This is a genomic window from Flavobacterium sharifuzzamanii (assembly GCF_003254585.1).
GTDB lineage: Bacteria > Bacteroidota > Bacteroidia > Flavobacteriales > Flavobacteriaceae > Flavobacterium > Flavobacterium sharifuzzamanii.
Genome location: NZ_QJGZ01000039.1, coordinates 115,472 through 130,718 on the forward strand (window position 1 = coordinate 115,472; position 15,247 = coordinate 130,718).

Annotated in this window: 12 protein-coding genes; 5 read left to right on the forward strand and 7 right to left on the reverse strand. The window is 32.5% G+C overall.

Annotated elements, in window-relative coordinates; all coding sequences use genetic code 11:
• Positions 1 to 280: 280 nt before the first annotated feature.
• The 3 genes from DMA14_RS13320 to DMA14_RS13330 all read right to left on the reverse strand — a co-directional run bounded on the left by DMA14_RS13320 (position 281) and on the right by DMA14_RS13330 (position 1,819).
• Positions 281 to 898, reverse strand: coding sequence for a thioredoxin family protein (locus DMA14_RS13320; protein WP_111425127.1), 618 nt, complete (start codon positions 896 to 898; stop codon positions 281 to 283).
• A 64-nt stretch (positions 899 to 962) separates the two neighbouring features.
• Positions 963 to 1,223, reverse strand: coding sequence for a hypothetical protein (locus DMA14_RS13325; protein WP_111425128.1), 261 nt, complete (start codon positions 1,221 to 1,223; stop codon positions 963 to 965).
• Positions 1,224 to 1,303: 80 nt separating this feature from the next.
• Positions 1,304 to 1,819, reverse strand: coding sequence for a hypothetical protein (locus tag DMA14_RS13330; RefSeq protein WP_111425129.1), 516 nt, complete (start codon positions 1,817 to 1,819; stop codon positions 1,304 to 1,306).
• A 156-nt stretch (positions 1,820 to 1,975) separates the two neighbouring features.
• On the opposite strand from DMA14_RS13330, the gene pyrH reads away from it, so the two are divergent.
• The 3 genes from pyrH to DMA14_RS13345 all read left to right on the forward strand — a co-directional run bounded on the left by pyrH (position 1,976) and on the right by DMA14_RS13345 (position 6,010).
• Positions 1,976 to 2,683 (forward strand): UMP kinase, encoded by a 708-nt coding sequence (pyrH, locus tag DMA14_RS13335; protein ID WP_111425130.1) that lies wholly within the window; start codon positions 1,976 to 1,978, stop codon positions 2,681 to 2,683.
• Between the two features lie 148 nt (positions 2,684 to 2,831).
• Positions 2,832 to 3,395 (forward strand): ribosome recycling factor, encoded by a 564-nt coding sequence (gene frr, locus DMA14_RS13340; protein ID WP_111425131.1) that lies wholly within the window; start codon positions 2,832 to 2,834, stop codon positions 3,393 to 3,395.
• Positions 3,396 to 3,514: 119 nt separating this feature from the next.
• A complete protein-coding gene (locus tag DMA14_RS13345) occupies positions 3,515 to 6,010 on the forward strand; it encodes a DUF5686 family protein (protein WP_111425132.1) in 2,496 nt (831 codons plus the stop codon).
• A gap of 242 nt (positions 6,011 to 6,252) precedes the next feature.
• On the opposite strand, the gene DMA14_RS13350 is transcribed toward DMA14_RS13345, so the two are convergent.
• The 4 genes from DMA14_RS13350 to DMA14_RS13365 all read right to left on the reverse strand — a co-directional run bounded on the left by DMA14_RS13350 (position 6,253) and on the right by DMA14_RS13365 (position 10,779).
• Positions 6,253 to 8,523, reverse strand: coding sequence for a cation:proton antiporter (locus tag DMA14_RS13350; protein WP_111425133.1), 2,271 nt, complete (start codon positions 8,521 to 8,523; stop codon positions 6,253 to 6,255).
• A 113-nt stretch (positions 8,524 to 8,636) separates the two neighbouring features.
• A complete protein-coding gene (locus DMA14_RS13355) occupies positions 8,637 to 9,356 on the reverse strand; it encodes a LytR/AlgR family response regulator transcription factor (protein WP_111425134.1) in 720 nt (239 codons plus the stop codon).
• Positions 9,319 to 10,080: a sensor histidine kinase gene (locus DMA14_RS13360; RefSeq protein ID WP_111425135.1), complete on the reverse strand. Its 762-nt coding sequence runs from the start codon at positions 10,078 to 10,080 to the stop codon at positions 9,319 to 9,321. The genes DMA14_RS13355 and DMA14_RS13360 overlap by 38 nt, the downstream gene beginning before the upstream one ends.
• A gap of 6 nt (positions 10,081 to 10,086) precedes the next feature.
• Positions 10,087 to 10,779, reverse strand: a complete 693-nt coding sequence (locus tag DMA14_RS13365; protein ID WP_111425136.1) for a hypothetical protein — start codon at positions 10,777 to 10,779, stop codon at positions 10,087 to 10,089.
• Between the two features lie 179 nt (positions 10,780 to 10,958).
• On the opposite strand from DMA14_RS13365, the gene DMA14_RS13370 reads away from it, so the two are divergent.
• On the forward strand, positions 10,959 to 13,325 hold the full coding sequence (locus tag DMA14_RS13370; RefSeq protein WP_111425137.1) for an efflux RND transporter permease subunit: 2,367 nt from the start codon (positions 10,959 to 10,961) through the stop codon (positions 13,323 to 13,325).
• Between the two features lie 365 nt (positions 13,326 to 13,690).
• On the forward strand, positions 13,691 to 15,136 hold the full coding sequence (gene asnS, locus DMA14_RS13375; RefSeq protein WP_111377431.1) for an asparagine--tRNA ligase: 1,446 nt from the start codon (positions 13,691 to 13,693) through the stop codon (positions 15,134 to 15,136).
• The last annotated feature ends 111 nt before the right edge of the window (positions 15,137 to 15,247 follow it).

Below are 15,247 nucleotides of genomic sequence, written 5' to 3' on the forward strand. Positions count from 1 at the left end.
AAACAAGTAATTTTGTTCCATACTCATCTCAAATTAATAGTGAGGCACATTCTTTCCTCCAAATAAAAATGTAGAAAAGAAGTCATAAAATCTTTCGAATAACTTTTTCATAATAGTGTACTTTTAATTATTATTAAATAAACACCAATAAAAAGAGTAAATCTGAAAGCTATAATAGACGTGGGATTAGTTTTACTAAGTTACAAAATTCTATTGAAGTCAAAAAGACTTTAAGATAATTTTATTAACAAATAATCTGTTTATCAACACATTAATCCGATTAAAGGCGATTATACTTTATATTTTCCATAATTTCGACCAGTTCTTCCTGAACAGAAATTCCTTTATCAGCCAGATACCATAACTGTAGATCTGTTTTTATTTTTTCGTCGATAGCACCGACTTCTCTTTTATGTTTTTCCATTAATTCGGTTGCTCCTTTCGGTCTTGGTCCCCAATCGGCACGAACGATTCCTGCTTCTTTACAAATGACGATTATTTTTGGAATTGCTCTTCCGCCATTTGTTAAATAATGGCTCATCAAATCATCATTTTCATCTCGAAATGCAATTCTCAAATCGATTTTTTTATGAGAAGCCAAAGCCATTTTATTTAAAATTGGAAGTATCTGCGCTGCATCTCCGCACCAGCCTTCAGAAAGCACCAACCAGATGTAATGATTATCTAAGTGTTGAAGTTTCTCGGCAATAGCGTCTGAAATAGTTATCGTTTTTTCCAGCCTATTCATTCTGGCTTCATTCAATTTAGAATAATTGGTAAGACTTTCAGATTGTTCGTTTCCTGTAGATTTTCCTTCGGTCAATAAATCAGTAACAATTTTTCTGTATTCAGCATAAGAATGACTATTGAATAACGCTTTGGCTACGATGCTTTTCATTTTGTTTCATTTTTAGAATACAATAAAAATACAAAATTTAGGAAGACGGAGAAAATGACATTTGTCACATCTCCGAATTTAAAATTTCATCATACATATTTCCTGTTTCTACAGAATTCCAATTCTCACCATACTTCTCAAAAACCTCAACTAATGCAAGAAGAGATAAAGGGTTAAAAGCAGAAACGGTTACATTATTATTTTTTGCTACCCAAAAAAGTATTTCGTCTTTTGCATCATTCATTTCCAATGACACATAAAATCCTTTATTTTTAATTGTGAATAATGCAATGTCATATGTATTCATCGCTTCTGTTATTTTCATTGATTATATTTTATATTAAAGTATCAATAATTTCATTTACCTAAAAAACAAGATTACTACTCATTTACTTAAATATTAATTTACCAAGAAGCTGATTTATCCAAATACTTTTTTGCTTCTGACTTTATCCAACCTTTTTCAGAATTTATAATGCTTTTCATTTTTTCATCAAAACCTTTAATTTTTAATTTTCTTAAAGAAATAATTAAATGACCATAAATATCTTTATCACTTAAAAGCATTTTAATATCGTCTTTCATTAAATCACATTTTAATTCGCCAATCAATAATGCAAAAGTTTGTCTTCCTTTGCCATATTTATCATTTTTCAGAATATCAATAATTGTATCTTGAATTAACATTGATTTTTTAAAGCCCTTTTTCTTCTTTAAAAGAAGCCTCAAATCTTCTCCTAATCTCCAAATCCTATGTTCAAAAGAATACCAAATTGGATTTGAATAAATTGAATTTCCAGATTTCTCATGCTTAAACCAATATTCACACAGTTCATTTATTAAATTACTTAAATCTTCGTCTTTAAGATTATTAATAAATTCTTCGTTTTCAATTTTACTATATTCATTTAAGAATTTCATTTGATATTTTTTAAACGATCGAAGTTCTTATAATTGTTATTTTTTCCTACAAAATTAAAAAATTTAATTAATCGACGCTTCTCAAAATAATTTTGCCAACATTATTTTTAAAAATCAGAATATGTCTATATTTGCACAAATTAACGCAACACACACATGAAATATAAAAGAATTCTTCTTAAACTTAGCGGAGAAGCCCTAATGGGTGATTTACAATACGGTATTGATCCGAAAAGATTAGGCGAATATGCAGATGAAATCAAGCAGATTCACGACAAAGGAGTAGAAATTGCTATTGTTATTGGAGGAGGAAATATTTTTAGAGGCGTTGCCGGAGCAAGCTCAGGAATGGACAGAGTGCAAGGAGATTATATGGGAATGCTTGCAACTGTTATTAACGGAATGGCTTTGCAAGGCGCTCTTGAAGATAAAGGAATGAAAACGCGTCTGCAGACTGCTTTGAAAATGGAATCTATTGCAGAACCATACATTAAAAGAAGAGCTGACCGCCACCTTGAAAAAGGTAGAATCGTAATTTTTGGTGCAGGAACTGGAAATCCATATTTTACAACTGATACTGCTGCAGTTTTAAGAGGTATCGAAATCAATGCTGATGTCATCTTAAAAGGAACTCGCGTTGATGGTGTTTACGACTCTGATCCAGAAAAAAATGCTTCGGCTGTAAAATTTGACTTCATTTCTTTTGATGATGTTCTTAAAAAAGGATTAAATGTAATGGACACTACTGCGTTTACATTAAGTCAAGAAAACAAATTGCCAATCGTTGTTTTTGATATGAATAAAATCGGAAACCTTTTGAAAATCTGCGAAGGCGAAAACATCGGAACTGTAGTAAATATATAGACTGCTTAGATTGTTATAATTTTAGATTTTCTAAATTCGTGACAACCAATAGCAATCAAAAAACAAATAATATTAGTTAGTAAATTAGAAGAAAACATTTTTAAAGTCTAAAGATCTAATCTTCTAAGAATCTAAAAATCTAAACAAAATGACTGAAGAAATAGACTTTATTTTAGAAAGTACTGAGGAATCAATGAATGGTACTATTGCACACTTAGAGAAAGAATTTCTTAATATTCGTGCAGGAAAAGCTTCTCCAGCTATGCTTGGAGGTGTTTTTGTAGATTATTACGGATCTGCAACGCCGCTTTCTCAAGTATCTAAAATTAGTGTTCCAGATGCTAGAACAATTACATTACAGCCATTTGAAAAAAATATGCTGCAAGCAATTGAGAAAGCAATCTTAATCGCTAACATTGGTTTTAACCCAATGAATAATGGAGATATGGTAATCATTAGCGTACCGCCATTAACAGAAGAGCGTCGTCGTGATTTAGCAAAACAAGCAAAATCTGAAGCTGAAGATGCTAAAATTGGTATTCGTAACTCTCGTAAAGATGCTAATACTGATATCAAAAAATTAGAAAAAGAAGGAACTTCAGAAGATATCTGTAAATCGGCAGAAGAAGAAGTTCAGAACTTAACAAATGCTTACATTAAAAAAATTGATGAGTTATTGGCTGCAAAAGAAGCCGAAATCATGAAAGTATAAGTAAGATTTGGTTATAAAATAAAAATCCGTCTGGTTTATTGTACCAGACGGATTTTTTTATTGCTATTTTTGCATACGAAAATTAATTTCTTTTCGTTTTTGAAACTATATCATTCTGTATGAAGCTATTTTGTTTTTTGACTTTGTTTTTTACGCTTACTCTTCAGGCGCAAATTCAAATAAACGGAATCGTAACCGATTCAAACAACAAACCCCTTCCGTTTGCAACCATTACCACTTCAGAAAACAATAACACGATTACAGACGTTGACGGAAAATTTATTTTTAAAATTAGTTCCTCTGCAACATCACTTACGGTTTCTTATATAGGTTTTCAGTCAAAAACTATTGCTTTAATCAACAGCAAAACCTTTTATTCAATCTCACTTTTACAACAAACTGACGATTTAAAAGAAGTTGTGGTTTCTAATGAAAATCCTGCTTTAACTATTATCAAAAAAGTTATTGCCAGTAAAGCAACAAACGATCCTCAGAAAAAGCTCAATAATTTTGAATACAAAACCTATAACAAACTTATTGTAACGGCAAATCCAGATTCGATTGATGGTCGCATTGACACTTCTGCCGCTTATAAAGATTTAAATAAAAAAATCATCAACATCGATTCTTCTGATTATAAGTTTAAAGAAATTGTAAGCAAACAGCACTTATTTCAAACCGAAAAAGTCTCTCAATATCAATTCGGAAACAACAAACTGAAGGAAACGGTTTTAGGAACAAAAATAGCTGGTTTCAAACAGCCTATTTACGAAGTTCTCGCCTTCAACCTCCAATCTATTTCGATTTATGATTCTAATTATGAATTGTTCGAAACCAAGTACGAAAATCCGATTTCTAAAAATGCTCCTTCAAGTTATAACTACAAACTTTTAGATACTGTTAGCATACGAGGCCGTGATGCTTACATGATTTATTTCAAAAACAAATCAAAACACAGAACAACTGGGTTAGAAGGAGTTTTATATATTGACAAAGAAAATTACGCTGTCGCGAAAGCGGTAATGCGAATAAAAGGCGTTTTAGATATTAGTGGCATTCATGAATTTGAATATATTCCGAAGGAAAAAATCTGGTTTCAGAGCAATACCACTTTTAAAATCGTAAAAGGAAAAAATGATGATGATATTCGTATTTTAGGCGGTACCATTCAATTTGATGGAGATGTTAAGGATAATTTCGAACGAAGAAAAAAAGTGGCTTCAGACTTTACTTATCTACTTTCTGAAAGCAATAGTTTTGATATTCGCGTAAATACTGACACCCCAATAAAAAGCCCTTCGCTTTATATCGAAATTAAAGACGATGCGGCCAAAAAACCTGAAAGTTTCTGGGAAGCTTACCGAAAAGAAAATCTCGACTTAAAAAGCCAAAAAACATACTTATTATTAGACAGTCTTTCTGTTCGAAACAGAATTGAAAAACGCTTAGGAATTGGTCGAAAAATCATTAACGGCTTCTACCCTATTGGCCCTGTTGATTTAGATTTAAAAAAGATCATAAGTTATAACAATTACGAAGGCTTTCGTCTTGGTATAGGCGGTATTACAAATGATCGTTTGTCCAAATATTTCCGCGTTGAAGGCTACGGTGCTTACGGAACAAAAGATGGTGTTTTTAAATACAGTGTTGGCGGAGGCGTTTTATTAGACAAACATACCAACACTTGGCTTAATGGTTATTATACTGATGATGTTCGAGAGATAGCGAGTACTGTTTTTAGCGTTGATAAACGCGTTTTTAAAATTTATGATCCGCGTCCCATCAACATTAGTACTTTTTATGAATATGTAGGATGGCGTGCTAATGTTCAAACCAAATTTATTCCAAAAACCGAAGCTGTTTTAGAGCTTTCAAGAAATTATATCGAACCAAAATTTGATTATCTTTTTAATCTAAACGGAAAACTGTATTCTAATTATATTATGACCACAGCAATGCTTTCTATTGTCTGGGCGCCATTCAGTAATTATATGCAGACTCCAACTGGAAGAAACGAAAGCGATAAAAAATTTCCGAGGTTTACTTTTCAGTATACTCAGTCTCTGCCGAATGTTTTTGAAAATGATTTTACTTTTAGCAAAATAGATTTTAAAGCTGAATACGAAAAACAATACTTAAATCGCCAGAAAACAGGTTTACTTTTACAAGCTGGTTTGGCAATGGGAGATGTTCCTATTACGCATTTATACAATACAGCGCCGAATAACTTAACCAAAGAAACTGTTGTTCAGCGTATCACTTTTGCAGGTAGAAATTCTTTTGAAACTATGTTTTTTAACGAGTTTTTCTCAAGCCAATATCTAATGTTTCAAATTAAACATGGTTTTGACCGACTTACCCTTTTCAAAAAAGTAAGACCATCTCTAGTTTTAGTTACAAGAATGGCTTGGGGAAGCATGGAAAAACCAGAACAGCACGTTGGCCCAGCTTACAAAACTTTGGATAAAGGTTATTATGAATCGGGATTAGAATTGAACAGAATTTTTAAAGGTTTTGGTTTAGGCGGATTCTATAGATACGGACCAAATCAGTTAATGAGGTTTGAGGATAATATTGCGGTTAAGATTTCTTATGTTCTTGATCTTGGGCTATAAAAGTTTAAATTTCACAACTCGTTTGTCATCCTGAGGAACGAAGGATCGCACTAGAAATTCCGTGCTGTCATTCCAAAAAGAAAATCGCCAATCTTTGTCGAGTTACGAGTGTGATCCTTCGTTCCTCAGGATGACAAAATCACATTTGTTACTTTACAAATCCGTTTTTCAAAATAAAAAAATCCCAAACTCCAATAAGTAAAATTGGAATTTGGGATTTTAAAATTTTAGAATTTCAATTTTTATGGTTTCAGAATCAAAACTGATGGAGAATTATTTAGCCAAATACTTTGAGATTCTATCAGTTTTTTCCAGCTTTCCAGACTGATAATCATCAAATCTTGGCTTTCTAAAAACTCTTTCTTCAAGGTTCTGTCATTCATAATCATGATGTGATTTGGGGCAATCTGTTCAATCGAACGAATGGTTTCTTGAATTTCTCTTGTATTTTTCACTTCTCCACCAGCATCTAAAACTGTAATCTGAGAACCGTTATTATTGATTAGTTTTTTAGCATAATCAATTAAAAAAGCATCCTCTTTATTAAAAACAGGTATAAAAACCTGATTGACTTCTTCTAGATCTTTTTCAATAAAAATTCCAACTGGCATTTTAGCTTTAGCAATAATGTGTCGTGTTCTTTCATCAAATGGAGAATTTTCAAACAATCCTTCTTTTCCGGTAAACTTATCAATCAAACGATCTGGATTTACAATTCTGGTTGTAAAACCAAGAATTTTTCCAAGCAGCGTTCCCTCAAAAATAGACTGTCCTAAACCAATTAGCAGTAAATCATATTCGCCTTGATTTGCAGTATCAATAATATCCGAATCAATATCATTAGAAACTTTAAACAAACTCACGACATTCTGATTCAAACGTTGTGATTCCTCAATTACAGGAACCAGCATTTTACGTTCGTGTTCTTTAATATCAAAAGAATGCACTTCTGTACTTAAAGACAAATGCATTGCTGTCACAATAGAATTGTCTCCTTGTTTTTTGACTAAACTATTTGCAATTTGAAGCAATTTTTTACCTCTTTCTGGAGTGGCAAATGAAAGCAGAATCTTATACTTGCTTTTGGTTCCAATCTCTTCTGGAACGGCTGTCGCTTTATCTTTAAAAATAAATCCGATAAAATCTAATGCAGGACCTGTCATAAAAGTAGTCACCAGTGCCATAATTACCATCATAGTAAAAATCTCAGTAGATAATACTCCCAAATCATAACCAATATTCAAGACCACCAATTCCATTAAACCTCTTGTGTTCATCAAGGCTCCAATTGACAAACTATCTTTCCAGTTCTGTCCCATGAATTTCGCAGTCAACGCGCTACCGAAGAATTTACCAACTACCGCGACCAAAATGATCAAACCAGTAATTTTCCATAATTCAGGATCATTCAATAATCCGATCTGTGTACGCAAACCAGTAAACACAAAGAACAATGGCAACAAAACAATAATCGAAACGTCTTCAACTTTTTCAATAAATATATTTCTGAATTTGTTGTTTTCTGGCATAATTGCTCCAGCCAAAAAAGCTCCAAATAAAGCATGAATTCCGATTAATTCTGATGCATAAGCAGAAATTAAAAGTGTAATAAAGAAAATCGCAACAACAGGTTTGTTCAAACTTTCGCGTGTTGCATTCAAATCACCCACTCTTTTTAAGAACGGACGAACGATTTTAAGCATTATAATGACATACAAAATCGCCATTCCAATTACATACAATGAACTCGCAAGCGAACCTGCTTTTACAATTGCAATAACAACTGCCAAAATACACCAAGCCGTAATATCATCTGCCGCAGCACAAGTAATGGCAATAGTTCCAAGTCTAGTTTTCTGCATGCCTCGTTCTTGGACAATTCTTGCCAGAACAGGAAAAGCCGTGATACTCATGGCAATACCCATAAATAATCCGAAAGAAGAAAATTCTACTCCCATTGGAGCATATATTTCGTAAATAAAATAAGCCAATGATAATCCTAAAGCAAACGGAATTACAATACTAGCGTGACTGATAACAACAGCATCGTGCGCTTTATTTTTAAGAACTTTCAAATCCAATTCCATCCCGATAACAAACATGAAAAGGATTAAACCAATCTGGCTTAAGAACTGTAAATTGCCTAAAGATTCTTTTGGAAATAAAGTTGCTGAAAACTCTGGAAAATACATTCCGACCAAAGATGGTCCTAAAACAATTCCGGCGATCATTTCACCGATTACAGAAGGCTGCCCTATTTTTCTAAAAAACCATCCAAATAAACGTGCGACTAAAATTATGGTAATAATTTGCGCCAATAAAATGGCCAAAGGATGTTGTAAATTATCAACCATAGAATGAAGAAAGTCTTTCCAATGATTGCTTTCAACACTCTTCTTTACAATATTGCGTCCCACTTCTAATGAAACGCCTTTCGAAATCACCCAATATATTAGCGCTGTAAAACCACCAATAATTGTTACGTAGAATAAAGAGTTCTTAATGTTATTCATAACTCGTTCTTTAAATTTATTGCAGCAAATATCAGAACTGAGTTTTAAGTGAAAAAGCAAATTTCCAGCTAATTTTCAATGTATGTAACAAGTCGGAAAAACTTTGTAATAACTTATAATTTCACCTTTTTCAAAAAATCAGAACGATAGGTTTCGCTCAGAATTAGAGCCGTATTTTTATTATTTTCTTCCAAATGATGAAGCACAATTTCATTATGATTAAAGAATTTTATCGCTTTTACAGCCACAATTTCTTTTTTGTTAATTCGGCAGAAATCGGCATCTGGCAATTCGTTTAAAAGCGTATCGAATTTTACATTTTTCAAATTCAGAAAACTTCCGTCTACAAGCAAAACCGTTTTATCACGACTGTCACTTGATGCTGTTGTGATATATTGGATTTTATTAAAATACAGCAGCGTTTTTCCTTTATCAGTATTAAGCTGAATGAATTTTTTTGAATTATCAGATTTATCGAAACGTTCAAAAGCTTTAGAAACTGCTTTTTGGAGACGTTCTAATTTCACAGGTTTTGTGATATAATCAACTGCATCAATATTAAAAGCTTCTGCCGCATATTCTTTATAGGCCGTACAGAAAATAACCAATTTGCTATCCAACATTTCGGCTAAATGCAAACCATCAATTCCTGGCATTTCGATATCAGAAATTAAGAGATCAAAATCCAGTTCGGGAATATCAGACAAAAGTTTTTCAGGATTATTAAATGTTTTCACGATTTCCAATTCTGGAATTTGCTCGCAAAGCATTTTAAGGTAAGTCAATCCTGGAATTTCATCGTCCAGAAGCAAGCATTTCAGTTTTGTATTCAAGTAAATCTATTTTTAGATGAGCAATATAAACGTCATTTTCTATAAACTTGTCAAGTTTAAAATTATTCTTGTAAATAATTCGCAGTCGATGTTCTAAAGTCGCATGGCCAAAACCGCTTCGTTCTTTTTTCAATACTTTTTTATCTGAGATTTTATTGGAAACCGTCATAAAAAAAGCATTGTTTTTAAATTCAAAAACTACCGAAATAAAAGCATCTGCACTTTGTAAGTCAGCATGTTTAAAAGCATTTTCAATTAAATCAATCGAAATTAAAGGCGCCAGCAGAGGCTGATCATACAATTTGTCTTCCTGATTGATATTGGTTTTAACTTTTAGTTCAAAAAGCGGACTGATTTTAATTTTATTGATTTCGATTAAATTCATCGCAAAATCAATTTCTTCTTTAGCCGTTACAAATTTCTTTTTGCTTTCGTAAAGAATGTAATCCAAAACATTTGCCAGTTTATCTAGAGCAAAATACGTCTGATACGCATGCGACTGAATCGAGTTTAGAATATTCTTAAACAAATGCGGATTCAGTTTTGATTCTAGATTTTCTAATTGCAAATCATTGACTTTTGATTCTAAGGCATAAAAACTTTTTTCTGCATCTTCTTTTGCTTTTTTGGTTTGCATTAATTGATACACCATAAAACAAATGATGACAACTAAAAGCAATAGAATTGCCAGAAAAATAAAAGTGGTTGTATTGTTTTGCTGCATGTTTTTTTAATTTAATTCTTTTCGTAATTGATTTATGAACCTAACTAAATCATCAAAGAAGTTACGCATTAAATTATCTTCAATCATATTTGGCGTTTCCATATTTCCATGTAGAAAATCGATTGTTTCTTCAAAAAACACTTTAAGTATATTAGCATCTTGAACTATTTTAATATAATCTTCTGAGTTAAAATTATATTCAAATAAATGTCCATATCTGACATTAAAAGAGAATAGTAATGAATAAAAGTTTTTAAATAATAAAATTTGTTTATTCAATTCTAACTGCTTTTCTCTTATTAAGTAATCGTCTAGTGGTTTTACTTGCACCTTATCTAATATTGTATTTGCTGATTTTGCAAAATCTAACAAGAACTGGTTGACTTGAGGAAAGAATGCTGTTAATTCGTCATATGCATCCATACGCCTCATCAAAATATTGTTTTTTTTATTTTCAGCATTACTCTGTTCACTTACTAAATAAGTTAAATAGCCTAAAATTATTAAACTAAAAAGTGAAATCAGAGTATTTATTGTTCCTCCCAAATAATCTCCAAACGACGCCCAATCTGAAATATCATTGGATAAAATATTCGAATTAAAATTTAAAATAAAGAAAAACAAAGGTAAAGTCAATAAAGCAACAAAAACAACAATCAAAAAAATTATAACTCTTTTATTCTTTAAAATTATAGACATACTCATTTTAGCTTAAATTCATACAAATATGAGAAAAGCTATCGATTAAATAGTAAAATATAATTGAATTATCTAAATAAGGAGACTTTCAAATTTGTGTTAACGTTAAGTAAAATAGAACGGAATATTTATGATTTCGAGCACTTTTCACTACATTTGCATCCATTTTTAAAGATTTTATGAAAAACACTGTCCAAGTTGGATTTTGGGAAAAACTTGCCCGAATTATACTTAAAAACCGAATTACGATTCTGGTTATACTTTCTGCTTTAACTCTTTTCTTTGGTTATCAGTGGAAGAATCTTTCTATGACTTATACTGAAGCTAACCTGCTTCCGAAAGATCATATTGCAAATAAAGATTATCAAAAATTCTTAGACAAATTTGGCGAAGAAGGAAACTTAATTGTTATTGGTTTTAAAGATCCTAAATTCTTTACACCAAAAAATTATGCTGCTTGGACCGAATTGATGAACGGTTTGAAAAAAGCCAAAGAAGTTGATTTGGTAATTTCTTTGAATGATTTAAAGAAGCTTGAAAAAGATACAGTAAATCAGAAGTTTGTTCTAGCACCATTTATCGAAGAAAGCAAAGCGCTTGACGCTAATTACTTAAAAAGCGTACAATATGATTTGTTTCACAATCTTCCTTTCTACGAAGGATTGTTGTTTAACAAAGAAAGCGGAAGTGTTCGTTCTGCGATTTACATGAACAAAGCCTTAGTAAATACGGCTGAAAGAAAGACTTTTATCTTAAATGATTTGGTTCCTAAAATCGATAAATTCGAAAAAACAACTGGAATCGATCTTAAAGTTTCGGGAATGCCGTACATCCGTACAATCAATGCGGATAATATGAAAGGCGAAATCGGACTTTTTATTGGAGCATCTTTATTGACTGTTTCTCTGATTTTCTTTTTCTTCTTCCGTTCGTTTAGAGCTACTTTTATTTCGATTTGCATTTTAATTGTCGGAGTAACTTGGTCGTTTGGAACGCTTGGATTATTTGGTTATAAAATCACGATTTTAACAGCAATTATTCCACCGCTGATTATCGTAATCGGAATTACAAACTGTATTTTCCTGATTAATAAATATCAGCAGGAAATAAAACTGCATAACAATCAGGCAAAAGCATTACAGCGTGTGATTTCAAAAATTGGATCTTCGACTTTGATGACCAATTTGACGGCTGCGATTGGTTTTGCAACTTTGATGATTACAGGAAACGAACTTCTTTTTGAGTTCGGATTAGTAACTTCTATCAATGTACTTTCTGTTTATACTTTGACACTTTTTATCGTGCCAATTATCTACAGTTTTATGCCATTGCCAAAAGAAAAGCACTTATATCACTTAGACAAAACTTACATTTCGACACTTTTAAATACAGTTACAACTATAGTTAAAGGCAAAAAAACAATTGTTTATTGCATTTACGCTGTTCTATTTTTTGTGAGTTTGAATGGAGTAAGACAAATGAAAGTGTCGGGAAGTTTGATTGGCGAAATGCCGAAAAGCGCTTCTTTCTTTAAAGATATTTTATTTTACGAAAAAGAATTCAACGGTGTAATGCCGCTTGAAATTATGATTGACACCAAAAAGAAAAAAGGTGTTATGAAACCGTCAACCATTCGTAAAATGGACGAATTGCAGAATACCATTTCTGAAATTCCAGAATTGGCAAAACCTGTTTCGGTTGTAAACTTGGTTAAATATGCAAAACAGGCTTTCTACAACGGAAACCCTGAATATTACCAATTGCCAACTTCTCAGGAACAGACTTTTATTTTGGGTTATGCTAAAAATGCAACTAAAAACAGCAAAGAAAACTTAATGAAAGCTTACGTTGATTCGACTGGACAATATGCCAGAATCACAACTTTCATGAAAGATATTGGAACAGATGAAATGGCAAAAGTAGAAGGAAAACTTCGCAAGAAAATTGACGAAATTTTCCCGAAAGACCGTTATGAAGTTACGATTACAGGAAAAGCATTGGTTTTCCAGAAAGGAACAACTTATTTGGCGCATAACTTAATCGAGTCATTATTGTTTGCGATTTTAACTATTGCAATCTTAATGCTGTATTTATTCCGTTCGTTCAAAATGGTAGCAGCTTCTTTGATTACGAATATTTTACCGCTTTGTATTACTTCTGGTTTAATGGGTTATTTCGGAATTCCATTAAAACCATCAACGATTTTGGTATTCAGTATCGCTTTCGGAATCTCGGTAGATAATGCCATTCAGTTTATGGCGAAATACAAACATGATCTGATGCAAAATAAAGGAAAAGTGAAGAAATCTGTTTTCAGCGCTTTAAGAGAAACTGGAGTAAGTACTTTCTATACTTCTGTGGTTTTAATTTTAGGTTTTGCGACTTTTACATTATCAAGCTTCAGCGGAACTATTGCTTTAGGAGGATTAATTTCTTGTACTTTGGTTTTTGCGATGTTTGCTAATTTGGTTGTATTGCCTTCATTGGTTTTGACTTTCGAGAAGAAGAAAACAAGGAAAGAGGAATTGGAGAGTTTGGAGAAGTAGTTTTCGTTTGCCACGAATTTCACTAATTGACACGAATTCAAAAAATATTAATCTTTGTCAAAGTTTTGACCTTTGACAAAGATTAACACACAGTTTGTCATTCCGAGGAACGAGGAATCGCACTCGAAGCTCGACAAAGATTTGCCACAATCTTGTCATTTCGACGAAGGAGAAATCTCCGCAAGTAGCTCCGCACAGTAATTCCTAGCTTTGTCGAGTTTCTTACGGAGATTTCTCCTTCGTCGAAATGACAAAAATGGACATAAAACAAACCTATAAAAAATTCAACTTCCCAAATTAATTATTATCGATTATATTTGCAGTTGTTCAAAACGAATATTATTTAATATCAATTATATATAAAAATGAAACACACAAAAGTTAGAGACTTATTAAACAGTACGACGACGTTACAGGAAGTGAATGCAAAAGGTTGGGTGAGAACTTTTAGAAATAATCAGTTCATCGCTTTAAATGACGGTTCTACAATTAATAATATTCAATGTGTTGTTGATTTTGAAAATACACCAGAAGAGACTTTAAAAAGAATCACAACTGGAGCAGCGGTTTCTGTAATTGGAACTTTGGTTGAAAGTAAAGGTGCAGGTCAGAAATACGAAATTCAGGTGAACAAACTTGAAATTCTTGGAGATTCTGATGCTGAGAAATTCCCAATGCAGCCTAAAAAACACTCTTTAGAATTTTTACGTGAAAACGCTCACTTGCGCGTACGTACAAATGCTTTTGGTGCAATTATGCGTGTGCGTTCAGTATTGTCTTATGCAGTTCACAAATATTTCCAAGATAAAGGTTTCGTTTATGTAAACACGCCAATTATCACTGGAGCTGATGCTGAAGGTGCTGGAGAAATGTTCCAAGTTACTTCTTTGCCATTGGATAATCTTCCTAAAAACGAAGAAGGAAACATTGATTTCAAAAAAGATTTCTTTGGAAAACATACCAACTTAACGGTTTCTGGACAATTAGAAGGAGAAACTTTTGCAATGGCTTTGGGACAGATTTATACTTTTGGACCAACGTTTAGAGCAGAAAACTCAAACACTTCTCGTCACTTGGCAGAATTCTGGATGATCGAGCCTGAAGTTGCTTTCAACGACCTTGACGACAACATGGATTTGGCTGAAGATTTTATTCAGTATGTAATTAAATATGCTTTAGACAACTGTAAAGACGATTTGAAATTCTTAGAAGGAAGACTTTTAGAAGAAGAAAAATCAAAACCACAGGCTGAAAGAAGCGAAATGGCATTGTTAGAGAAATTGAACTTTGTTTTAGAAAACAACTTCAAACGCGTTTCTTATACAGAAGCAATTGATATTTTAAGAGATTCAACTCCAAATAAAAAGAAGAAATTCCAATATTTAATCAACGAATGGGGAGCTGATTTACAGTCAGAACACGAGCGTTTCTTGGTTGAAAAACACTTTAAATGTCCAGTAATTTTATACGATTACCCAGCAAACATTAAAGCGTTTTACATGCGTTTGAATGACAATACTGAACCAGGAAGAGAAACTGTACGTGCAATGGATATCCTTTTCCCTGGAATTGGAGAAATCGTTGGTGGTTCTGAAAGAGAAGAGCGTTACGACGTTCTGGTTGAGAAAATGGAAAAACTAGGAATTGACAAAGAAGAATTATACTGGTATTTAGACACCAGAAGATTCGGTTCTGCAACTCACGCAGGTTTCGGTTTAGGATTTGAGCGTTTGGTATTGTTTGTAACTGGAATGACAAATATTAGAGACGTAATTCCTTTCCCAAGAACTCCTGGAAGTGCAGAATTTTAATCTGAGGTACTGAGGTACTGAGGTACTAAGATTCTAAGGTTTTAACATATAATAAAATTTGTTTCAGGTTTCAAGTTTCAAGTTGTGGCACGTTCTTCAACCTGAAACTTG

Bases quoted from the DNA above. Each gene is read 5' to 3' on its own strand.
- DMA14_RS13330 (WP_111425129.1), bottom strand. From the start codon at position 1,819: ATGAAATTCTTAAATGAATATAGTAAAATTGAAAACGAAGAATTTATT.
- DMA14_RS13325 (WP_111425128.1), bottom strand. From the start codon at position 1,223: ATGAAAATAACAGAAGCGATGAATACATATGACATTGCATTATTCACA.
- DMA14_RS13365 (WP_111425136.1), bottom strand. From the start codon at position 10,779: ATGTCTATAATTTTAAAGAATAAAAGAGTTATAATTTTTTTGATTGTT.
- DMA14_RS13370 (WP_111425137.1), top strand. From the start codon at position 10,959: ATGAAAAACACTGTCCAAGTTGGATTTTGGGAAAAACTTGCCCGAATT.
- frr (WP_111425131.1), top strand. From the start codon at position 2,832: ATGACTGAAGAAATAGACTTTATTTTAGAAAGTACTGAGGAATCAATG.
- DMA14_RS13350 (WP_111425133.1), bottom strand. From the start codon at position 8,523: ATGAATAACATTAAGAACTCTTTATTCTACGTAACAATTATTGGTGGT.
- pyrH (WP_111425130.1), top strand. From the start codon at position 1,976: ATGAAATATAAAAGAATTCTTCTTAAACTTAGCGGAGAAGCCCTAATG.
- DMA14_RS13345 (WP_111425132.1), top strand. From the start codon at position 3,515: ATGAAGCTATTTTGTTTTTTGACTTTGTTTTTTACGCTTACTCTTCAG.
- DMA14_RS13320 (WP_111425127.1), bottom strand. From the start codon at position 898: ATGAAAAGCATCGTAGCCAAAGCGTTATTCAATAGTCATTCTTATGCT.
- DMA14_RS13360 (WP_111425135.1), bottom strand. From the start codon at position 10,080: ATGCAGCAAAACAATACAACCACTTTTATTTTTCTGGCAATTCTATTG.
- asnS (WP_111377431.1), top strand. From the start codon at position 13,691: ATGAAACACACAAAAGTTAGAGACTTATTAAACAGTACGACGACGTTA.